We start from the raw sequence: 20,711 nt of genomic DNA, 5'->3' as shown, positions 1-20,711 counted from the left end.
GCCGGACGCTAGGAGGGCGCGGTGAGCGAGCGTCGGCGGCGGCGTGAACCGGGCGTGAACACCTCGGCCGGGAATCCCACGGTGACCTGCGGCTGAACCGTTCGGGGCGGCGGCGCGTATTCCCGTGCGAACGCCACCGCCGGACTCGCGCCGACAGCGAGGAGACCGCCATCAGCGACCACGACGCCCACCTGCTCCGCGCGCTGCACGACGAGCACGCCGAGGCGCTGTACGCGCACGCCCTGCGGCTGGTCAACGGCGACCGGCAGCGGGCCGAGGACCTGGTGCAGGAGACGCTGCTGCGGGCCTGGCGGCACCCGGAGTCGCTCGACCCGACGCGCGGCTCGGTCCGGTCCTGGCTCTTCACCACCGCCCGCAACCTGGCCATCGACGCCTGGCGGCGCCGCTCCGCCCGGGTCGGCGAGATCTTCACCGACGAGCTGCCCGAGCCCCCCGAGGCCGTGGACGAGGCGGAACGCGCGGTGGAGGCGTGGACCGTCGCCGAGGCGCTGAACCGGCTCAGCCCCACCCACCGGGAGGTGCTGGTCGAGTGCTTCTACCAGGGACGGTCGGTGGCGGAGGCGGCCTCCCGGCTGGGCGTACCGCCCGGCACGGTCAAGTCCCGAACCCACTACGCCCTGCGCTCACTACGGTTGGTCCTGGCCGAGATGGGGGTGACGGAATGACCCGGTGCGAGTTCGCGCACGACGACGGCGCGTACGTGCTGGGTGCGCTGGCCCCCGCCGACCGGGTGGCCTACGAGCGGCACCTCGCCGGCTGCGCCGCCTGCCGGCAGGCGGTCGCCGAGATCGCCGTCCTGCCCGGGCTGCTCGGCCGGCTCGACCCGGCCGGGCTGGAGCAGTTCCTGCCGCCGCCGGAGGATCCCAGGGTGCCCGAACTGCTCGCCGCCGCGCGGGAGCGCCGCCGCCGGGAGCGGTCGGCCACCCGCCGCCGGTACGCCCTCACCGCGCTCGCGGCCGTCGCGCTGGCCCTGGTCGTCGGCGCCGGCACCGCCGTCCTGCTGCCCCGGGAGGCGGCCGGCCCGACCCCGGTCGAGGTGCGGATGGTCGCCATGCAGCCGGTCGCCGGGACGGTGCCGGTGCACGCCGAGATCGCCCTCAACGGCACCGAATGGGGCACCGAGGTGAAGATGCGCTGCGGGTACGACGCGAAGGCCGGCTACGCCAAGGCGTACACCTTCCGGCTGGTGGCGCACGGCCCGGGCGGCGCGACGGAGCAGGTCGGGTCCTGGCTCGCCGCGCCCGGCGACGACCTGCGGATCACCGGCGCGACCCGGTTCACCGACGCGGAGCTGGTCCGGCTGGAGCTGCTGCGCGCCGACGGCACCCCCGTCCTCGTCTACGACGTCCGCTGACCCGCGCGGGTCAGCGGGGCGCGGCGGCGGCCTCGGCCCGGCGGGCGGCGAGGGTGGCGGCGCGGGCATGGCGCGAGTGGCGCACGGCGTCGACGGTGAAGACGATCAGCGCGGCCCAGACCAGGGCGAAGCCGGCGAGCCGGGCCGGCGGCATCGGCTCGTGGAAGATCAGCACCCCACAGCCGAGCTGGAGGATCGGGGCGAGGTACTGGATCATGCCGAGACCGGTGAGCGGAAGCCGGTTCGCCGCCCCGGCGAAGAGCAGCAGCGGGATCGCGGTCGCCGCCCCGGCCGACACCAGCAGCAGGGTGTGCCCGACCGACACCTGCCCGAACGTGCCGTCGCCGGCGGCGGTGAGCCAACCCAGGTACGCCAGCGCGGGCAGCGCCAGCACCGCCGACTCGACGAAGAGCCCCTCGGCGGCGGGCAGCCCGAGCTGCTTCTTGGCCAGGCCGTACCCGGCGAAGCTGAACGCCAGGACCAGCGCCAGGTATGGCAGCCGACCGTAGTCGACGGTCAGCACGGCCACCGCCAGCCCGCCGATGCCGAGCGCCACCCACTGCGTGGGCCGTAGCCGCTCGCGCAGCACGGTGACGCCCAGCAGCACCACCACCAGCGGGTTGATGAAGTAGCCGAGGGCCGTCTCCACCACCCGGTCGGAGTTCACGCCGTAGATGTAGGTGCCCCAGTTCACCGCGATCAGCGCGGCGGCGACGCCGATGCCGGCCAGCGCCCGGGGCCGGCGCAGCAGCGCCTTCAGGAAGCCGACGTTGCGCATCGCCGCCAGCAGCAGGGCGACGAACGCCACCGACCAGACGATGCGGTGGGCCAGGATCTCGATCGACCCGGCCGGGCGCAGCAGCCGCAGGTAGAGCGGGAAGAACCCCCAGAGCAGGTACGCGACGAAGCCGTAGAGGTAGCCGAGGCGGAGTGGCGTCACGCCTCCACCGTAAGGGCCGGGTGGCCGCCGGGTTCCTTGCCGGTGACCGGGCTCACCGGCTGGTTGCGCTGGTCGAGCTGCATCCAGCGGTGCGGATCGGTCATCGGGGTGAACCCGACCTTGGCGTACACCGCGTGGGCGTCGGCGGTGGCCAGCAGGATCCGGCGTACGCCCAGGGCGGCGAGGTGGTCGCGGACCGCCCCGGCCAGCCAGGTGCCCAGCCCTCGGCCGCGCTCGCCGGGGTCGACGTAGACGTCGCAGAGCCAGGCGAAGGTGGCCCGGTCGGTGACCACCCGGGCGACCGCGACCTGGCGGCCGTCCTCCGGGCGGTAGACGCCGAACGGCACCGACCCGGCGAACGCCCGCGCCACCGTCTCCCGGTCCCGCCCGATCGCCCAGTACGCGTCCGTGGAGAGCCAGTGGTGCACCAGGCCCAGGTCGATCCGGGCGGGGTCGGTGCTGAGCAGGTAGCCGTCGTCGCGGGTCAGGGTGAACATGCCCGCGACGCTAACCCGGCCGCCCGGCCCGATCAGTGGCCAATTCCCGCCCTCTGGTCGCGGGCCCGCCCACCTGCTTCGCGGCCCGCCCGCTGGTCGGTCCGGGTCAGTCCCGGTCCAGAGCGGCGCCGAGGATCCAGGTGACGATGCCGACGAAGAGCGCGCCGAGCACCGCCTCCGGCCAGAAGCCGTCGACGTGGAAGGGCAGCCCGGCCTGGTCGGCGATCCAGCTCGTGAGCAGGAACAGCAGCCCGTTGACCACCAGCGCGATCAACCCGAGGGTCAGCAGGTAGAAGCCGCAGCCGACGGTCTTGATGATCGGCTGGAGCACCGCGTTGACCACGCCGAAGATCACCGCGACGAGAACCAGCGTGACGACCGCCTCGCCGGCGGACGCCGAGTCCAGCGTGATGCCCGGGATGAGCAGCGTGGCCAGCCAGAAGGCGAGCGCCGTGCTGCCCAGCCGGATCAACAGCCCTTTGAGGAAACCCATGGCCGGGATCGTGCCACGGACGGACAACGTGCGGAAGGCGCGCGACCGTCGCCTGTGCTCAGCGGCGGGACGGGCGGCCGACCAGCTGCGACTCGATCGGGGTGGGGGAGAGCAGCGCCCAGCGCAGCGCCCGGCGGTTGACCACCGCGACCATGTCGTCCCGGATCCGGGTCAGCCACTCCGCCGACCCGCCCAGCCCCAGCGCGGCGCCCGCCACGGCGGCCTCGGCCGGGTCGAGCGGTTGCAGCACGGCCAGGTCGGCGCGGCCCAACGCGTCGGCGTCGGCGGGGGTCAGCTCGTCGCGCACCAGCAGCGTGGTCCGCCACGGGGACCCCGGGTCCGTCTCGGCGGGCGTGGGGCCGGCGTCGACCACCACCAGCAGCGGGCGCAGCGGCGAGCCCGGCTCGCCCACCGGACGGCCCGGCGGCACCACCGGGATCATCGCGCCGGGGGTGCCGACGCCCCGGACGAACGGCTCCCACCCGCGCGGGCGGGCGGTCTGCACCACCACCCGGGCCCCGAGCGCCATCGCCCGCACCGCCACCAGCTGCGCCGCGCGTATCCCGCCGACCAGCATCACCCGGGTGCTCTCCGGCCGGAACAGCCGGACGGTCACCGCGCCGCCGTGCCGGTTCGTGCCGACCATCAGTCCCGCCTCGCCGAGGGTCAGCTCCAGGCCGTCGGGCGCCGGACCGGGACCCGCCGCGCCCGCCGCCGCGAGCGGCAGCGTGCCGGCCAACCCGTCGAGCTGCGCGCCGTCGAGCCGGTGCACCTCGCCGCCCACCTCGGCCACCAGCCGGCGCAGCGCCTGCGCCGCGATCGAGAGCTCCGCCGGGGTGGCGGCGGCCAGTCGTACGGCCAGCTCGGTCGGCGCCGACGCGGGGTCGGCACCGGCCCACGGCCCCACGCCGAGCGAGACGGTGGTCGCCGTCGCGGGCAGCGCGAGCAGCCGGGTCACCAGCCGCCGGCCGGCGTCGGTACGCGGGTCGGGCCAGCGGCGCAGCCGGAACGTGGTCTGCAGCAGGTCGCCCGCCCGGACCGCCTGCCAGGACTCCTGCGCGGGATGGTCGTCGTGGTGGGCCAGCTCCGCCAGCACCCGCAGCGTCGCGTGCTCGCCCAGCGGGCGGGCGGTGACGGGCCCGACCCGGCGCGTGATCCGGCGCACCGTTCCCGAGAGCGCCCGCCGCAGCTCCTCTGCCGTCCAGCCCTCGACGCGCAGCACCCGCACGGCGAGCACGGCCCGTTCCCGGCCGGCGATCCGCCCGTCGGTGAGCTGCCGGTACGAGGTGGCGACGGCACCGCCACCCGCGCCCACGGTCGGCGCCGGTGAGCCCGTCAGCAGGAGCTGGAGCCGCACCGGGGGGCCGTCCGGCGCGGCGGCCGGCAGCAGCGACGCCGGGACGGGCAGCGCGCGGGGAGCGTCGCCGAGCAGGTCGGCCGGATCGCCGGCCTCCAGCACGGCCACCATGCCGGCGGCGTCGTCCAGCACGGCGGCCGGCGTGCCGGCCAGCTCGGCGGGGCGCACGACCGCGCCCGGGTCGACCAGGTCCAGCAGGGCCGCCGGGCCGGCGGCCGGAGGCAGGGCCCGGCGGCGGGTGGCGTAGCCCAGGCCCGTGGTGAGCCACTCGAAGAGCCACCGCCCCCGCAGCCGCACCCAGGCCAGGGGCAGCAGCAGCGCGGCCACCCCCACGGCGGCCAACGTCAGCAGCACGCCCCGGCCGGCGGCCGCGACCACGGCGGCCACCGCCACCTGCGTGGCGACGACCTGACCGGCCCGGAGACCGGCGCCCCTCCGCCGGGCGGCCGGGTGCCGCGACGGCGACAGGGCGACCGGGGGTGCGGGTGCGCCGGCCACGGTGCCGATCGGGCCGGCCGGGCGGGCCGACCCGGGCGGTGCCGGTACGAGGGCCGCGGCGGTCGGGCCGGGATCGTGGCCCGGGGCCGGCCGGTGCGGGCCCGCGCCGGTGGTCACCGTCACCGCGCCTCCTCGACCGGTCACTCGCCGCGACATCGACGACGCCCATCGTAGGGGGCGCACCCCGCGCAGTGGGGGCCGCGGTCGTCCACAGGGGATGGCCACGGGGTAGCAGAAACACGACCGGACCGCTACCGTCAGCGACGAGTTTCGCTGACCCCCGCGCCCGCCGTGTTCGACCTCCGGGCGGCGCGAGCCGACGGCCAGCCACGATCGATGAGACGAGGTGACGTCCCGGGTGTCCCAGACCCAGGCAGAAGCAGCGGTGATGCAGCAGACCGCCGCGAAGTTCGAGCAGGTCGACCAGTCCCTGCAGTCCATGCTGAGCAGCCTGATGGCCGAGTTGGAGGTGTTGCAGCAGGCCTGGCGCGGTGCCGGCGGGCGCTCGTTCGAGCAGGTCAAGCAGCAGTGGGCACAGGACCAGGCGGCGCTGCAGCGGGCCCTGCGGGAGACCGCCGGCGCCGTCCGCAGGGCCGGCCAGCAGTACGACGTCTCGGACACCGAGGCCGCCAGCCGGGTGTCCACCACCAACCGCGGCGGCATCCAGCTGCCGCTCTGACCCGGTCTCGGGGGAGGAGACATCCGATGGACCACGGTGTACTGGTCGTCAACTTCGCCGCCCTGCAACAGGCGAGCGCGGACATCCAGAAGGCGCTGAACGCGCTCGACTCGCAGCTCGGGCAGCTCGAACGGGACGCCGCCCCGCTCGTGGCGAGCTGGTCCGGCGAGGCCCGCCAGGCCTACGAGCAGCGGCAGGGCCGTTGGCGTTCGGCCTCGCAGGACCTCCAGGCCATGCTGCGCGACATCAAGCTCGCGGTGGACGACTCCGCCACCGACTACCTCGACACGGAGAAGAAGAACGTCGGCCTGTTCCAGTGAGCCCACCCGGTGGTGGCGTCGACCGTGAGCCGGTCGGCGCCACCACCGGCCGTTGTGGGGCGCTGACCAGCAGGTCGTCGAGGTGGCGGCGGCGGTCGGCCGGTTCGCTGTCGACCGCCGGCCGGGTCAGGCGTGGTCGGCCGGCCGCCAGCGGCGCCGGGCCCCGCGCGGCACGACGAGCGCCAGCAGCGCCGCCAGGGCCACCACCGTTCCGCTTGCCCCCGCCACCAGCAGCGCCCGGTCCCGGGCCGTCGCCCGGCGGGCCCGCTGCGCCAGCACCGCCGGTTCGGGCCGGCCGTCCGCGAGCGCGCTGACCCGGGGCGCCCGCTCCGGCGTCCCGCCCCCGGTCTCGGTGACCGCCCGGTACGGGTTCAGCACCCCCGCGCCGTACCCGCCACCCCGACCGTCGCCCGGGGCAGGATCGGCGGTCGCCACGATCCGCTGCGCCACCTGCGCCGCGGTCAGCTCCGGCCGGTACTGGCGCAGCAGCGCGGCGGTGGCCGTCACGAAGGGCGCCGCGTAGCTGGTGCCCTCGGCCCGGTGGTGGCCCTCGCCGGGGGCGGCCATCAGCACGTCGCTGCCCGGGGCGACCAGGTCGACGTACGAGCCGGTCTGAGAGAAGGGCGCCCGTGCCCCGTCCGCCCCGATCGCGCCCACCCCGAGCACCCCGTCGTACGCGGCCGGGTAGGGCCGGGGATCACCGGCGTCGTGCAGGTTCCCGGCGGCGGCCACCACGACCACGTCCCGGTCGACCGCGTAGCCGATCGCGGCCCGCACCGCCGGGTCGTCCGCGTACAGGACGACGGAGAGGTTGAGCACGTCGGCGTCGTGGTCGACCGCCCAGCGGACGGCGCGGGCGAAGTCGCCGGCGCTGACCGTGCGCCCCGACTCCCGGCCCTCGACCACCTGCTGCTCGCTGACCCGTACCGGCAGGATCCGGGCACCCGGGGCCAGCCCCCGGAACGCCGTACCGTCGCGGGGGCCGGCGGCGATGATGCTCGCCACACCGGTGCCGTGGCCGGCGCAGTCCCGGCTGCCGTCGCCGCCCGGGTCGAGCAGGTCGGTGCCGTCGAGCACCCGGCCGGCCAACTGCGGGTGCCGCCGGTCCACCCCCGAGTCGATCACCGCCACCGTCACCCCGGCGCCGGTGGCGAGCGGTGCCAGCCGCTCCGGGGCGTACCGCTGCTGGGGCCAGGGGCGCGCGGACACCGGCCGGACCGGGGCGAGGGGCGAGGCGCAGCCGGGGGTCGCGCGGGCGACGGTCGGCGCGGATGCGGACCAGCCGGCCGGCACCGGGCCGGGGGCGGGCCCGGCCGGGCGGCCGGTGATCGCGGGGGCGGCCGGGACGGCGGTCAGCAACGCCGTCGTCAGGGCGGTGAGGAGCGGGCGCGAGGGGGACCGGGACATCGACCGCCTCCGTATCGTGTCGACTCCGGAACGGGATGTTAGCGCCTCCGGCGGCACCGGGCGGACCGCCGCCGGCCAGCGATTGTGATCTTGCTTCTACCTTGTAGGTTGTACGCGATACCTATGGCCTGTTCGCGGGAGGAGGGGTGGCCGTGACCGAGTGGGAGCCGGCCACCGACGCCGAAGCGGCGATGCGGGACGCGCTGCGCGCCAACGACCAACAGCTCTACTTCCGCGTCCTGGCCCGGAGCGAACTGCTGCTGCCGGTCTCCGCCGAGGCGCTCGCGGGGACGGCACCGGTGGGCTGGGGCACCTGGACCACCGGCGGCCGCACCCACGTGTTGGCGTTCACCTCCGGAGCGGCGGTGCGCGCCTGTCTCGGCGAGCACGGCGGTGCCGTCCGGCGCATCTCGTACGCCGATCTGTCCGACGGCTGGCCCAACCACGAGTGGTGGCTGGCCGTGAATCCCGGGCTGCCCATCGAGGGCTACCTGCCGGCCTGGTTCGTCGCCCAGCTCTCCCGGGGCGACGTCCGGCTGCCCGGCCGCACCATGGGCGCGCGGGCCCGGCTGGAACGCGTGGAGACGGCCGCCCGGGCGCGGGCCCAGACCGCCGGCCAGGACGCGCCGGGCGGGCCGGAGACCGGGCCGACCACCCGTGTGGCCCGGCCCGACGGCACGCTCCGGCCCGAGCCCACGGCCGCGTCGGCCACCGGCCGGATCCCCGCACCCGCCCGACCCGGCGCGGCCCACCCGTCCGTCCCGCCCACGTTCCCGGCGGAGCACCCGGACCTGCGGCGTGGCGACCCGACGGCCGGCGGACCCGCCCGGTTCGACGCCGTGGCGGCCCCCGACCGGCTCCCGCCGCCGCGCCCCGCGCCGCTCACCGAGCGCCCGCGGGGCCTGCCGACGCCCGACGCCCACCCCTCGCCGTCGACCAACGGTCGCCCGGCGGGGGAGGCGTCGGAGCGGCCGAACCGGTCGTTCTTCGAGCCGGCCTCCGGTCGTGCGGCCGCCTACCGGCAGGAGGCGCTGCGCTCGGGCGAGCGGGCGGCTCCGCCGTCCCGCCTCGGACCCGGCAGCCAGCCGTTCCCCCGCCGCCGGCCGCTCGGCGAGCCGGTACCGGAGGAACCGACCCGCCCGATCCCGAGCGCCCCGACCGAAGCGGAACCGACCCACGCCTTCACGGCGCCGGCCGCCGAGCCGACCCACGCCTTCACGGTGCCGGCCGGGGAGCCGACCCGGGCCTTCACAGTGCCGACCGCGGAACCGACCCACGCCTTCACGGTGCCGGCCGGGGAACCGACCCGGGCCTTCACGGTGCCCGGGGGCGAGGCCACGCAGGTGTTGCCGCCGCGCGGGCCCGACGGGGACGCCACCCGGGACCTCCGGGCCCCCGCCCCGGGGGCCGGGCCGCCACCACCGGCGTACGGCGGGCGTCGAGCGGAGCCGACCGAGGACGTCACCCAGGCGCTGCCCCGCCGGCAGCCCACCCCGGAACCGGTCGGGCCCGAGCCGGTCGCGGAGGCGGAGCCGGTGTCCGGACCGCCCGCTCCCCGGCGCGGCTTCACGCCGATCGTCATCGAGGGCACCGTCATCGAGTCGCGGGACCTCACCGGACCGCCTGCCCCCGAGCCGGCCCCGCCCGCCGAGGAGACCGTCTCGCTGTTCGAGCCGGTCCGGCGCCGCCGGGAACCGGTGACCGCCGCCACCGCCGACCCCGCACCGACCGCGCCCGCCCACCCGTCGTCGCCCGCCGACACCGTGCGGTCCACCGCCCCGTCGTGGTCCGGCGACGCCACCGCGTCTCTGGATCCGACGGTGTCTCTCGATCGGACGCAGCCGGTCGTGTCGTCGGGCGATGCGACGGTGTCTCTGGATCCGACGGTGTCCCTGGATCGGACGCAGCCGGTCGTGTCGTCGGGCGATGCGACGGTGTCTCTGGATCCGACGGTGTCCCTGGATCGGACGCAGCCGGTCGTGTCGTCGGGCGATGCGACGGTGTCCCTGGATCCGACCGTGCCCCTCGATCCCGAGCCGCCTGCCGACGCGGCGTGGCCCGGGGACCCGACCGTGCCCCTCGGATCCGGGCCGCCCGCCGGCGCGTGGTCCGGGGATCCGACGGTGCCGACCAGCGTCGCCGCGCCCGCACCGGAGACGGACGGGGCCGTCCGGCAGGGGTCCGCGACCGACGCCGCCGTTCCCGGCGGCGGACCGGCGGAGGACCCCGGTCAGCCGGTCGCCGACGAGCCGGCGACCGCGCCCCTGACCGGGGCCGGGGACGTGTCGCCGGGCACCGGTCCCGGGCCGGTCGACTTCGAGCCGGCCAACGAGGTCGAGGAGAACCTGCTCGACGCCGCCGGCGCCGGCAGCACCGACACGTTCCTGTCCACCCTGCTGCTGGCCCGGGTGCTGTTGCCGGTGGCGGCCGACTCCGCGCCGGGCAGCCGGCCCGGCGAGCCCGGCTTCGTCTGGCGTACGGAGGAACTCGACGGCGAGACGTTCGTCGTGGTGCACACCTCGCCGGAGCGGCTCGCCGACCACACCGACGCGACGGTCGAGACCATCGGGGTGAAGTTCGTCCAGTTGATCCGCCGCTGGCCGGACGAGTCCTGGTCGTTCGCGGTCAACCCGGGCACCCCGGTCGGGGCGAAGCTGCCCGGTGAGCAGATCGTCGGGCTGGCCAACTGGGCGGCGGAGGTGGGACTCGGCGACGACACCGGGGCCGAGGCCGAGCCGGCCGCCGCCGAGGAACCGGTCAGCCGCCCCCGCTACGCCCCACCCGCACCCGACCCGGCGCGCCCGATCGTGATGCAGAAGGCGGTCGCCCCCAGCCAGCTCGCGTACTACCTGGAGCGGGGCTACGACCGGGTCTCCGGCTTCGTGCACCGTGCCGGCGAGCTGGCCCACCTCAACACCCCGGCCCAGCTGCACGACGCGCTCGGCCTGGGCTACCCGGACTCCCCCTTCGCCCGGGACGCCGGCGAGATCTACGTGCTGCGCTGGCCAGCGCATCGGCCGAGCCTCTACCGGATCCCGTACGGCGGGCAGAACGAGGCCGCCATGCGGGCCATGGAGGGCTGGGTCATCGAGCGCCCGCCGTTCCGGGGCAACGGGTTCGCGCCGGGCGAGAGCAGCGACGTGGTGGCGGAGTTCAAGGTGGACAGCGCCCGGCTGCCGCACGGCGCGCAGCTGTGGCGGATCGGCGCGGACGGCACCGAACGGGTGGTCGCCATCCTCGACACGGACGCGCTGCGGTGGCGACAGGTCGGTGAGCAGTGACGCGCGACGGTTACGTGGCCCGCTGGCAGGGCCGGGAATACCAGGCGAGCCCGGACGGCGACGACGTCCGGCTCTACCAGCCGGAGCCGGGCGAAGGTTTCGAGGAGATCCGCCCCGGCCGGTACGTCCGGGTGCTGCCGGCCACCGAGATCGACGACCTGGCGTACGTGCGGACCGTCTGCACCTGGCAGGGGCAGCCGTTCATCGTCCTCGGCGAGCACGACGGCTGGCTGCGGGTGGAGTACACGGGCGGACGCTGGCCGGTGGCCCGGGCGATGGGCCTGGAGGTCTTCGACTTCGGCGTCTACCAGGGCTGGGCGCCCGCCGCCGAGGTCGCCGACCTGCGCGAGCAGCGGGTCTGAGTCAGGACTTCGCCCAGCGCAGGACCTCGCCCACCACCAGGTCGCCGGCCTCCACGTGCGGGAAGTGCCCGATGTCGTCCAGGAGCCGCCACTCGTAGGGCGCCACCACGTACCGGCCGGAGCCCTGGGCGGTACGCGGCAGGGAGGCCTCGTCGAGCGCGCCGTGCAGCTGGAGGGTCGGCGTGATCAGCGGCTTCTGCATCAGCCGGACGAAGCGGTAACCGTGCAGCCGGAGCACCGAGCGGAACGCCCAGCGGTAGCCCTCCAGGGCGCAGAACGCCGCCTGCGGGATGCGCATGGCCTCCCGGCACCGCTGGGCGTACGCCTCGAAGCCCGGCCCGTCGACCCAGCGCGGCCCGCCCCAGCGGCGCAGCATCTCCTCCACGGCCGCCGCGTCGTCGCGGGTCAGCACGTGCTCGTAGCGGGGCAACTGGAACTTCAGGGTGGGCGTGGCGGCGGCGAACTGCCCGCGCGGGTCGGCGAAGATGGCGGCCCGGAGCCGCAGCGGGTGGGGAGCGCCGAGCACCACCAGCCGGCGGACCAGGGACGGGTGGAACGAGGCCACCGTCCACGCGATCATGCCGCCGACGCCGGTGCCCACCACCGTGGCGGAGCGCTCGCCGAGGGCCCGGATCAGTCCGGCGACGTCGGCCGCGAGGGTGTAGCCGTCGTACCCCCGGGGCGGCTTGTCGCTGGCGCCGTAGCCGCGCAGGTCGACCGCGACGGCCCGGAAGCCGGCGTCGGCGATCGCCGGCAGCATCTCGTGCCAGGCCCACCAGTGCTCCGGGAAGCCGTGCAGGAAGAGCACCATCGGTCCGGTGCCGGCCTCCACCACGTGGAAGCGGCTGCCGTTGGCGCCGACGAACCGGTGCGTCCACGGCCCCTCGGTGAGGACGCAGGACTCGTCGACGGGCCCGCCGCGCTGCTCGGTCATGGCAGACAGCCTAGGACCCCGACGCCGGTCGCCCCCGACGCCGACCCCACCGGTGGCGGGGACCGCCCGGGAAAGGGCGATGCCCGGGCAGGTGACCTGCCCGGGCATCGCGTGGTGCGGGTGGTGCGTGATCAGTGGATCAGGAGATACGGATCTTGGTGTAGACGCCGTCCTTCTCCAGGACCTTGATCTTGGTGCCGGTGGCCGGGAGCTTGACGCCGTGGTTCGGCAGCTCCGGGAACCAGTACTGCTGGGTGTCGTCGAACAGCGGCTGCGCGGCCTGGCCACGGATGTACTGCGGCTGGCTGTTGAGGTGCAGCGTGAACGAGTCGGCCTTCTTCAGGCTGAACGGCGCGTCGTAGACCTGGACGCGGGCCCGCCAGGGCTGGCCGGTCAGGTTGTAGATCGGCCGCGGGTGCGCGTCGATGATGAGGTTGCGACCCTCACCCGGGTGCACGAACGTGTCGTTGTCCGCCCACCGGGTGTTCCAGTAGGAGATCAGCAGACCCTCCTGGTACGCGTAGTGGTCCACGTAGTCCGGGCGGGTGTTCGAGTAGCCGAAGAAGTACGGGCCGGTCTTCAGGTACTTGTCGTACGAGATGTACTGCCGGGTGCCCGCGATGTAGTAGTTGTCGTACGCCTTGGTGTAGCTCTTCTCGGCGGTCTCGAAGCCACCGGCGAGCGTCCAGCCCGCGGCGCCGGTCTCGGCGCCGTCGGAGAGGACGGTCTGGCCGTCGGCCGTCACGGTGATCGCGTCACCGTAGAAGCCACCCTCGGAGACGCCGCCGTCGGTCTGGTAGCGCAGCCGGAACTGCGCGACCTTGCCCGCCGCCACGTCCATGGGGATGTTGACGTCGACCCACTCGCCGCCGCTGCTGCCGTCCAGCGCGTAGCGGCCGGCCGAGATCTCCTTCAGCGGCTGGCCGTTGGCCGTGCCGGGCAGGGTCACCCAGGACTGGCCGCCGTCCAGCGACGCCTCGAAGAACAGGTAGTCGTAGTCGGCCTCGATGTTGTAGCGGCCCTTCATCGACAGGGACGCCGACGACTTCCCGGTGAAGTCCAGGGTCCGGGTCATCGTGCTGTTGAGGTCGTCCGCGTTGCCGGAGAAGAACTGCTTGCTGCCCTCGAAGGGCGCGCCGTGCTCGAACGTGTAGTCACGCTTCGGAAGCACCACGACGACGGCCTGCGCCTCGTCGCTGTTGTACTCCTGCGGGCCGAGGGTCATGGTCCGCTTCTGCCCCGCTACGACCACCTCGTAGTCGAGCCAGCCGAGCTGGAGCTTGTTCCACGCGCCGAGGTCGCCGCCACGGTCGCCGATGCCGGCGTCGTTCTTGGCGCCGAGCCGGCTCTGGGCCATCAGGGTCCAGTGCTCGTTGTTGTTGTCCCCACCACTGGTGACGTTGTAGTCGTCCGGCAGACCGAGGTCGTGGCCGTACTCGTGGTAGAAGACGCTCCGGCCGCCGTTCTCCGGCTGGATGGTGTAGTCGCCGATCCAGAGGCCGGTGTTGCCGATCTGGGTGCCGCCGAGCGGGTTGCCGACCGGGCCGGTCGAGCCCTGGTCGGACGCGAAGGCGTACCAGCGGTGGCTCCAGATGGCGTCCTCACCCTGGTACGGGTCACCGTCGGCCTCGTCGCCACCGGAGTGGACGATCTGGAAGTGGTCGATGTAGCCGTCGCGCTCGTTGAAGTCGCCGTCGCCGTCGTGGTCGTACCGGTCCCACTGGTCCATCGCCGACAGGTCGGCGGCGATCTGGGCGTCGGTGCGGCCGGCGGCCTTCTGGTCGGCGACCCACTGGTTGGCGGCGTCGCGGACCAGCGCCCAGGTGTTGGTGCAGACGTTCGAGGCGCACGGGTAGCCGCCGGAGCGGCCGTAGCGGGCCTCGTTGTACTTCACCTTCACCCAGTCGGTGACGGTGCCGTCGACGCTGTAGCGACCCGAGGACTGGGCCTCGTAGTACTGCTTCACCGACTCGTCACCGGGGTTGGTGCCGAAGTAGAGCTTGCGGTAGTAGTCGGCGTTGTAGTCCGCCTGCCACACCGTGGAGTTGTCCACCGCCCGGTTGGGCTGCGGGATCTCGTTGTGCAGCGGCCCGTCGAACCGGGTCGGACCCGCGGTGTCCGGGTCGGTGTCCTGGTCCGGGTAGCTCGGGTGCCGCTCGTTGCCGAACTCGGCGAGGATGACGAAGATCCGGTCCGTCTTCTCCCGGGAGAGCTCGACGTACTGGTCCTCCGTCTGGGTGGCGGCGTTGGCCCGGGTCGAGCGGGCGGCAGCCCCCTCGGCCTGGGTCTTGCCGACCTTGACGACCGTGCTGCCGTTGACCTTCTGCGGCTTGGCCCGGCCGGAGAGGACGTCGCTCAGGCCCTCCTGGCGCAGGGCGCGACGCTTGTCCTCCAGCGGGTTCGGCAGGTCGTGGTCGACATGGGCTGGCTCGGCGACCGACGGAGCGGCCGTCGGCAACTTCGGCTGCGGCGCGGCGGTGGCGGACGAACCGAACGCCAGTCCCGTCGCCGTCAGCGAAAGCCCGAGCAGACCCACTGCGACTTTGCGCACGTGGTACCTCCGGTTTGAGGGAACCGGCCCAACGGGGGTACGGGCCGGTGCTACCGGTCCCACTAGTGGGACCAATGGTGAACATAGACACTCGTGTGACCCGTGGGAAGATGCGTGCGTCGATTTGTTGCAAACTTTTGTTGGGAATGCTTTTCACCGTCACATCCCGGCCGTTCATCCACGGCGTGAGCAGCGCGGACGGTCGCCCTGTGGAAGAAAGAGACGGTTTTCGATAGGAGTGATCGCGTACGCGAAAAGTGGGGCCGGTGGCGTCACCGCCACCGGCCCCACGAGTGCCCCGATCGTCAGTTACTGACCTTGACGACCATGTCGTCGGTCGGGTTGTTGCCCTGCTTCAGGATCTCGATCCGGGTACCGGAACCGGTCACCTTCACCGAGTTCCAGGGGTTGCCGGCCGTCCAGTACTTGTTCGGCCCGCTGTCGGAGAAGACCGGCTGCGGGGCGAGCGCCGGAAGCGTGACCGGGACACCGTTGAGGTGGAAGGTCTGCGCCGGCTTGGCGTACAGGCTGAACGTGGCGTCGAAGCCGTTGCGCCGGTTGGTGATGGTGCCCTGGCCGTCGACGGTGATCTTGTTCGGTCGGACGTCCACCGGGAGGTTCAGGCCGTAGCCCGGGTGCTCCGAGGTGTTGTTGTCGCCGTACGCGTAGTTCACGTACCAGACCAGCATGCCCGGGTGGTTCGAGAACCGCTCCACCCAGTTCGGGCGGGTGTTGTTGAACCCGTAGTTGTACCCGCCGGTCCGCAGGGTGTCGTCGTAGCCGACGTAGGACCGGTTCTCCGCGATGTAGAAGCGGGGGTACGAGTCGGTCACCGCGCCGGTCATCCGGGTGAAGCCCTTGGCGGTCCACTCGGCGGCCAGCGTCTCGGCGTCGTCGGTCCAGGCGACGGCGCCGCCCTTGACCAGCGACACGTTGTCCAGGAACGCGCCGGCGAGGTGCACGCCGCCGTCGGTCTGGTAGCGGTAACGGAACTGCACGGTCTGCCCGGCGTACGCGGACAGGTCGTAGGCCAGGTCCACCCAGGCGCCGCTGGTCGAGCCGTCGACCCCGGTCTCACCGGCGTCGACCGACGAGTTGCCCAGCGCCGTCCAGGTGGCACCGCCGTCGGTCGACACCTCGGCGTAGAGGTAGTCGTAGTCCTCTTCGATGTCGTACCAGGCCTTCGCGGTGATCGACGCGGACGTCGTGCCGGTCAGGTCCAGCTGACGGGTCAGCGTGGTGTTCAGGTCGTCCGCGCTGCCGCCCCACCACTCGTACGACCCGCCGAACGGCGTGTTGTAGCTGGTGGTCTGGGTCTGCGCCGGCAGGTTGACCACGACCGCCTGGGCCTTCGGCCCGTCGCTGTCGCCGGCCGGGCCGAGCGTGACCCGGGTGGTGCCGCTGTCCTCCTCGACCACCGAGTAGTTCAGCCAGCCCAGGTAGAGCTTCGACCACGGGTCCATGTAACCCGGGGTCGACCCGATGTCGTCCTTGCCGCGGCTCAGCCACGAACCGGAGGACATCAGGCTCCAGAAGCCCACGCCGTTGTCGCCGCCGACGGTGTCGTAGAGGTCCGGCAGGCCGAGGTCGTGGCCGTACTCGTGGGCGAACACGCCCAGGCCGCCGTTCTCCGGCTCCGTGGTGTAGTCACGGATCCACATGCCGGTGTCACCGATCTGGACACCGCCGGCCTTGTTCGCGCCCGGACCGGCGGTGCCGGCCAGGTTCGGGAACGCCGCCCAGCGGTGCGACCAGATGGCGTCCTCGCCCTGGGCGCCGCCGCCGGCCTCCTCGCCCTCGCCCGCGTGCACCGCCTGGAAGTGGTCGACGTAGCCGTCGGGCTCGTTGAAGTCGCCGTCGCCGTCGAAGTCGTACCGGTCCCAGATGTCGAACTGGGCCAGGTACTGCTTGATCTGCTCCGGCGTCTTGCCGGCCGCGACCTGGGACTGGTACCAGGCGGTCGCGCTGTCCTTGACGAAGTTCCAGTACCCGTCGGACTCGGGGATGGCGTTGCTGCCGTAGCGGGCCTCGTTGAACGGAACCTTGACCCACTCGCTGACGTCGCCGTTGACGGTGTAGCGCCCGCCGGACTGCTTGTAGTAGAAGTCCCGCATCGACTCGCCAGGACCGAACATCATGTCCTGGTAGTGCGCCCGGTTGAAGTCCGGCCGCCACAGGGTGCTGTTGTCGTCGGTCGAGTTGCCGTCCCAGTTGCGGTCCGGCTCGGCGATCTGGTTGCGCGCCGGGCCGGCAGCTCCACCGGCCCGGGGGTCGGTCTGATCGCCGAACTCGACCAGCATCGTGAAGATGGGGTCGGTCTTCGGTGCCTGCTGGTACTCGACGAACAGGTCGTCCTTGACCTGGATGACCTTCGAGCCGTTGCGCGTCTGAAGCTTGGCCTTGCCGGAGAGCAGGTCGGCGATGGCCTTCTTCCGGAGCTCCCGCTGCTGATCCGACTTCGGATCGGGGAGGTTGTCCCTGCCGTGCTTCGCCTTGTCGGAACCGGGGGCCGGGTCCGCGGCCGGTGCGCCGGAGGCCGGCGCCGACACGACTCCCGCCGCCAGCAGCGCGGCCGCGGCCGAGGCCAGACCGGCTGTGACTCGTCTCCTCAAAGGTCCTCCTCCTTTGTGGATCTGTTACATGACAAGCGCGGTACGAGCCGTGCCAGTCATGTGATGCGGCACTCACCCTTACAGAGCGCATGGGTGCTTGTCACGGGTCAACTGCCGGTGGAGAACGCACGTCTGGGCCCCGTAAATGCGCATAAATGAGGCCCAAAAGCCGCGCCCGGATGACGCGTTCTCACGTCACGTTTTGGTCACGATCACTGTCGGTAATGGTGATTCTGAGGTCCCCTTAGGGGAGCGCTGGGAACCCGGAAACCGTCACGGGACGGGCCGCCGGCTCGACCCCGGCCGCGGGAGCGCGGCCTGCGCGAACACGTGGGCGGGGCCCGCCCGGAGAGCAGTGTGCTCCCGGACGGGCCCCGCCTGTCACCGCTCGGCCGACCCTCGGGTCAGTTCCTCGCGGGGGTGACGTACACCGTGGCGTACGAGTTGTCCCGCGCGGTGCGCTTGATGGTGATGGTGACGCCGTAGGACACGCCCTGGTCGCCGGGGTTCCCGGTGCCCAGAACGATGCCGCTGCCCAGGCTGACCCCGTAGTAGGACGTCGCCGGCGTACCGTCCGGGTTGGTGACCCGGGTCGTGTACGGCGCGTTGCCCTTCGACGGGATGACCACGGAGGCGTCGTTGTCCCGCGCGTACGGCGAGCCGTCGCGCATCTCGATGCCCGGGTACCAGCCCTTCGCGTCGGTGAAGCCCCGCACCGGCGCCTGCCGGCCGAAGCTCGTGCAGTACTCGCTGTACGGCTCGTCCGCCGCCTCCAGGCACTCCGTGAAGGGGTACGTGGGGTTCAGCGAGAAGGCCGCGTTCGCGGACTGCGGGCGGCTGGGCAGGTTGTCCAGCACCGACGGGTCCTTGACGGCCGCCTCGCCCTTGCGGCGGTACGGGTCGAAGTGCGAGTCGACGATCAGCAGACCACCCTTGGCGCCGTAGCTGGGCAGCGCGGTCATCTGCGCGGTGGTGTGGTTGACGTCGCCCAGCGCGGTGTCCCGGTACCAGACCAACATGCCCGGGGCGTTGTAGGCGACCCGGTCGACCTTCCACGCGTCGCGCGAGTAGATCGTGTCGTAGGTGTACTTCAGGCCCTTGTCGAAGCCGTCGAAGTTGCGCCACTCGGCCAGGTAGTAGTGCGACTGGGTCGAGGTGCCGCTGTCGATGTGCCAGCCCTGGCCGGTGGTGTCGACGAAGCTGCCGCCGGTCGCCGTCCAGCCGTTGGCCCCGCCCTCGACGTCGTCGCTCCACGTGGTGGTACCGCCGCCGGTCACCGAGAAGTCGTCGGCGAACCAGCCGCGCTCCGCGAACGCCTCGTCGGTGGCGTAGCGGAGCCGGAGCTGCACGTTCTGCCCGGCGTACGCCGACAGGTCGACGTAGTCGTGCCGCCAGCCGTGCGTGTCACCGGTCAGGCCGTACTTCTTGTTGCCGAAGTCCACCATCCGGCCGTTCGGGTCGGCGTAGCCGTCGTTCGTGGTGACGAGGTTGCCGGCCGCGTCGTAGACCTTCTGCTCGGTCCAGGTGGTGCCGCCGTCGGTGGAGAGCTCGACGAAGCCGTAGTCCCAGTCGGCCTCGATGACGAAGTTGTTCCACATCCAGAACTTCGCGTCGGCCGCCGCCGGCACGGCCACCTGGCGGGTGATCTTGACGTCCGCCCAGTCCTGGTCGGCGCCCGAGTACCACATGTTCGCGCCGCTGTGCGGCGTGGCCAGCGTGATCACCTTGTCCGGCAGGTCGATCTTGATGCCGTCCTTGGTGCCGCGCGGGGTCCGCGAGGTCTGGCCGAGCTGCACGGAACGCGGGTCGGAGCCGGGTGCGAGGGTCAGCGGGTCGGCCCAGCCGAGCACCCACTTGTCCCACAGGCCCATGTGCGTCGGCAGCGCCTGGAAGATCTCGCCCGAGTGCGAGCCCGAGGCCATCAGGTCCCAGAAGTCGACGTCGGAGTCGGCGTTGCCGGAGGTGTCGTAGAGGTCCGGCAGGCCCAGGTCGTGGCCGAACTCGTGGGCGAAGACGCCGACGCCGGCGTCCTCCGGCTGCACGATGTAGTTCGAGACCTGGAGGTTGGTGCCGGGGATGGTGTAGCCGCCGGTCACCGTCGACGAGTGCGCCCAGACGGCGTACGTGCCCTCGGCGCCGCCGCCGCGGGACTTGCCCTGCCCGGCGTGCACCAGCACCAGGTGGTCGATCACGCCGTCCGGCTCGAAGAGGTTGCCGTCGCCGTCGCGGTCGGCCTGGTCCTCGATGTCGTAGTCGGCCCACGGGAAGCTGGGGTCCATCTTCGCGAGGGCGTCGATCGCGTCGGTGGCGAGCCGGCCCGCGCCCTGCGGGTTGTCCGGGTGGCCGTTCATCGACTGCTGACGGCCGGGGACCCAGTTGCCGTTCTCGTCCTGGAAGCAGCGCGAGGCCGCGTACCAGCCCTCGGAGTGCGGAACGGTGATCCACGGGCTGGCCTGCCCGTCGACCGTGTACGCGCCCTTGGACATCTCCAGGTACATGTTGTGCATCGTGCGGCCGGTCAGGTCGATGCCCTGCCTGCCGTCCGGGCCCTTCAGGTCCTTGCGGACCCGCTCGGTGATGCCCCTCTTCGAATAGAGCATCTTGTCGTAGTGGGTGGGCGAGAAGTCCGGCACCCACATCGAGTTGTTGTCCTCGTGCGGCAGGTTCGCCGGGTTCGGGATGTTGTTGTGCCTGGGCCCGTTCTGCACGGTGCCGGGGACGCAGGTCCGGTCCTCGAAGACCGTCCTGGGGACCATGACGCCGGTGAAGTCGTCGTTGGCCTGGTCGTTGAACTCCACCAGCAGGGTCAGCAGCTTGGCGGTCTGGGTGCTCGGGGCCTTCTTGATCTGCCGCGGGCTCTTGCCCGTCTTGATCGACTTCGCCTCGTGCTTCGCGAGCTGCTCGGCGGCGACCGGGTTGCCGCGGGCGAACTTGCGGTCGTACGCGCGCGCGTCCTCGACCGCCGGGGCGTAGACGCCGCCCTTGCCCTTGACCTCGCGACCGCCGCTGTCCGGCTGGACGGCTGGCTCGGCGTAGTTGATGTAGTGCTCGTCCGCCCCGATCGTGGCTCGGGCGGGGCCGGGCTCCGCCGCCGCCGCGCCACCGGTCACGGTCAGTGACGTGGCGGCGAGGGCGATGGCGGGCAGCGCGACGAGCAGGCGTCGGCGCGACCCGGATTGCGGGTTTTTGTTCATGCCGCTCCGTTTCTCGGGCATGGGGGAGGAGGAAGTCGGCCGGCCCTCCATCGATGTGACATCCATCGAACCGACCCGACGTGCGTGAACCTAAATCAGAAAACAGGGGAACGACAGGGTCGACGTCCGCCTGTGTCCGTTCAGCTTCACCCGGCTCACCCGACCGACCGATGTGACAGCACGCATCCGGTCGGTCGCACACCCGTAAGAA

Annotated in this window: 16 protein-coding genes; 6 read left to right on the top strand and 10 right to left on the bottom strand. The window is 73.0% G+C overall.

Annotation, left to right across the window (positions count from 1 at the left end):
- Nucleotides 1–8 precede the first annotated feature (8 nt).
- Complete coding sequence (locus DER29_RS33845; protein WP_148709998.1) at nucleotides 9–218, bottom strand: hypothetical protein; 210 nt, start codon at nucleotides 216–218, stop codon at nucleotides 9–11.
- Here DER29_RS33845 and DER29_RS09855 point away from each other — a divergent pair.
- Both DER29_RS09855 and DER29_RS09850 read left to right on the top strand, forming a co-directional pair.
- On the top strand, nucleotides 192–686 hold the full coding sequence (locus DER29_RS09855) for a sigma-70 family RNA polymerase sigma factor (protein ID WP_233600038.1): 495 nt from the start codon (nucleotides 192–194) through the stop codon (nucleotides 684–686). The genes DER29_RS33845 and DER29_RS09855 overlap by 27 nt on opposite strands.
- Entirely contained in the window at nucleotides 683–1,375 is a 693-nt protein-coding gene (locus DER29_RS09850; protein ID WP_121397070.1) for an anti-sigma factor, read from the top strand. The genes DER29_RS09855 and DER29_RS09850 overlap by 4 nt, the downstream gene beginning before the upstream one ends.
- Before the next feature lie 10 nt (nucleotides 1,376–1,385).
- On the opposite strand, the gene rarD is transcribed toward DER29_RS09850, so the two are convergent.
- The 4 genes from rarD to eccE all read right to left on the bottom strand — a co-directional run bounded on the left by rarD (nucleotide 1,386) and on the right by eccE (nucleotide 5,316).
- Nucleotides 1,386–2,315, bottom strand: a complete 930-nt coding sequence (rarD, locus tag DER29_RS09845; protein ID WP_121397069.1) for an EamA family transporter RarD — start codon at nucleotides 2,313–2,315, stop codon at nucleotides 1,386–1,388.
- The gene (locus tag DER29_RS09840; RefSeq protein WP_121397068.1) at nucleotides 2,312–2,812 is read right to left on the bottom strand and encodes a GNAT family N-acetyltransferase; all 501 of its coding nucleotides are present in this window, start codon (nucleotides 2,810–2,812) and stop codon (nucleotides 2,312–2,314) included. Before DER29_RS09840 ends, rarD begins: the two co-directional genes overlap by 4 nt.
- A gap of 106 nt (nucleotides 2,813–2,918) precedes the next feature.
- On the bottom strand, nucleotides 2,919–3,305 hold the full coding sequence (locus tag DER29_RS09835; RefSeq protein WP_121397067.1) for a phage holin family protein: 387 nt from the start codon (nucleotides 3,303–3,305) through the stop codon (nucleotides 2,919–2,921).
- Nucleotides 3,306–3,363: 58 nt separating this feature from the next.
- Nucleotides 3,364–5,316 (bottom strand): type VII secretion protein EccE, encoded by a 1,953-nt coding sequence (eccE, locus tag DER29_RS09830; protein WP_121397066.1) that lies wholly within the window; start codon nucleotides 5,314–5,316, stop codon nucleotides 3,364–3,366.
- 202 nt (nucleotides 5,317–5,518) lie between these two features.
- On the opposite strand from eccE, the gene DER29_RS09825 reads away from it, so the two are divergent.
- Both DER29_RS09825 and DER29_RS09820 read left to right on the top strand, forming a co-directional pair.
- Nucleotides 5,519–5,839, top strand: coding sequence for a WXG100 family type VII secretion target (locus DER29_RS09825; protein WP_121399122.1), 321 nt, complete (start codon nucleotides 5,519–5,521; stop codon nucleotides 5,837–5,839).
- Nucleotides 5,840–5,865: 26 nt separating this feature from the next.
- A complete protein-coding gene (locus DER29_RS09820) occupies nucleotides 5,866–6,159 on the top strand; it encodes a WXG100 family type VII secretion target (protein ID WP_121397065.1) in 294 nt (97 codons plus the stop codon).
- Between the two features lie 126 nt (nucleotides 6,160–6,285).
- On the opposite strand, the gene mycP is transcribed toward DER29_RS09820, so the two are convergent.
- Nucleotides 6,286–7,566 carry a type VII secretion-associated serine protease mycosin gene (mycP, locus tag DER29_RS09815; RefSeq protein WP_121397064.1) on the bottom strand — a complete coding sequence of 427 codons (1,281 nt, stop codon included), beginning with the start codon at nucleotides 7,564–7,566 and terminating at the stop codon, nucleotides 6,286–6,288.
- 152 nt (nucleotides 7,567–7,718) lie between these two features.
- Between mycP and DER29_RS09810 the strand changes: the two genes are divergently transcribed.
- Both DER29_RS09810 and DER29_RS09805 read left to right on the top strand, forming a co-directional pair.
- Nucleotides 7,719–10,847 (top strand): SseB family protein, encoded by a 3,129-nt coding sequence (locus DER29_RS09810; RefSeq protein WP_121399121.1) that lies wholly within the window; start codon nucleotides 7,719–7,721, stop codon nucleotides 10,845–10,847.
- A complete protein-coding gene (locus DER29_RS09805; protein ID WP_121397063.1) occupies nucleotides 10,844–11,209 on the top strand; it encodes a hypothetical protein in 366 nt (121 codons plus the stop codon). Before DER29_RS09810 ends, DER29_RS09805 begins: the two co-directional genes overlap by 4 nt.
- 1 nt (nucleotide 11,210) lies before the next feature.
- On the opposite strand, the gene DER29_RS09800 is transcribed toward DER29_RS09805, so the two are convergent.
- From DER29_RS09800 to DER29_RS09785, 4 genes are all read right to left on the bottom strand, one after another.
- Nucleotides 11,211–12,143 (bottom strand): alpha/beta fold hydrolase, encoded by a 933-nt coding sequence (locus DER29_RS09800; protein ID WP_121397062.1) that lies wholly within the window; start codon nucleotides 12,141–12,143, stop codon nucleotides 11,211–11,213.
- Between the two features lie 139 nt (nucleotides 12,144–12,282).
- On the bottom strand, nucleotides 12,283–14,679 hold the full coding sequence (locus DER29_RS09795; RefSeq protein ID WP_121397061.1) for an immune inhibitor A domain-containing protein: 2,397 nt from the start codon (nucleotides 14,677–14,679) through the stop codon (nucleotides 12,283–12,285).
- Nucleotides 14,680–14,999: 320 nt separating this feature from the next.
- Nucleotides 15,000–17,306: an immune inhibitor A domain-containing protein gene (locus DER29_RS09790; RefSeq protein ID WP_121397060.1), complete on the bottom strand. Its 2,307-nt coding sequence runs from the start codon at nucleotides 17,304–17,306 to the stop codon at nucleotides 15,000–15,002.
- Nucleotides 17,307–17,710: 404 nt separating this feature from the next.
- Nucleotides 17,711–20,500, bottom strand: a complete 2,790-nt coding sequence (locus tag DER29_RS09785; protein ID WP_121397059.1) for an immune inhibitor A domain-containing protein — start codon at nucleotides 20,498–20,500, stop codon at nucleotides 17,711–17,713.
- Between the last annotated feature and the right edge of the window lie 211 nt (nucleotides 20,501–20,711).

Source organism: Micromonospora sp. M71_S20 (assembly GCF_003664255.1).
Lineage (GTDB): Bacteria > Actinomycetota > Actinomycetes > Mycobacteriales > Micromonosporaceae > Micromonospora.
The sequence above is the reverse complement of the archived record's forward strand: the minus strand, read 5'-3'. Positions and strand labels throughout refer to the sequence as shown.

Bases quoted from the DNA above. Each gene is read 5' to 3' on its own strand.
- DER29_RS09850 (WP_121397070.1), top strand. From the start codon at position 683: ATGACCCGGTGCGAGTTCGCGCACGACGACGGCGCGTACGTGCTGGGT.
- DER29_RS09840 (WP_121397068.1), bottom strand. From the start codon at position 2,812: ATGTTCACCCTGACCCGCGACGACGGCTACCTGCTCAGCACCGACCCC.
- DER29_RS09835 (WP_121397067.1), bottom strand. From the start codon at position 3,305: ATGGGTTTCCTCAAAGGGCTGTTGATCCGGCTGGGCAGCACGGCGCTC.
- eccE (WP_121397066.1), bottom strand. From the start codon at position 5,316: ATGTCGCGGCGAGTGACCGGTCGAGGAGGCGCGGTGACGGTGACCACC.
- DER29_RS09820 (WP_121397065.1), top strand. From the start codon at position 5,866: ATGGACCACGGTGTACTGGTCGTCAACTTCGCCGCCCTGCAACAGGCG.
- mycP (WP_121397064.1), bottom strand. From the start codon at position 7,566: ATGTCCCGGTCCCCCTCGCGCCCGCTCCTCACCGCCCTGACGACGGCG.
- DER29_RS09800 (WP_121397062.1), bottom strand. From the start codon at position 12,143: ATGACCGAGCAGCGCGGCGGGCCCGTCGACGAGTCCTGCGTCCTCACC.
- DER29_RS09785 (WP_121397059.1), bottom strand. From the start codon at position 20,500: ATGAACAAAAACCCGCAATCCGGGTCGCGCCGACGCCTGCTCGTCGCG.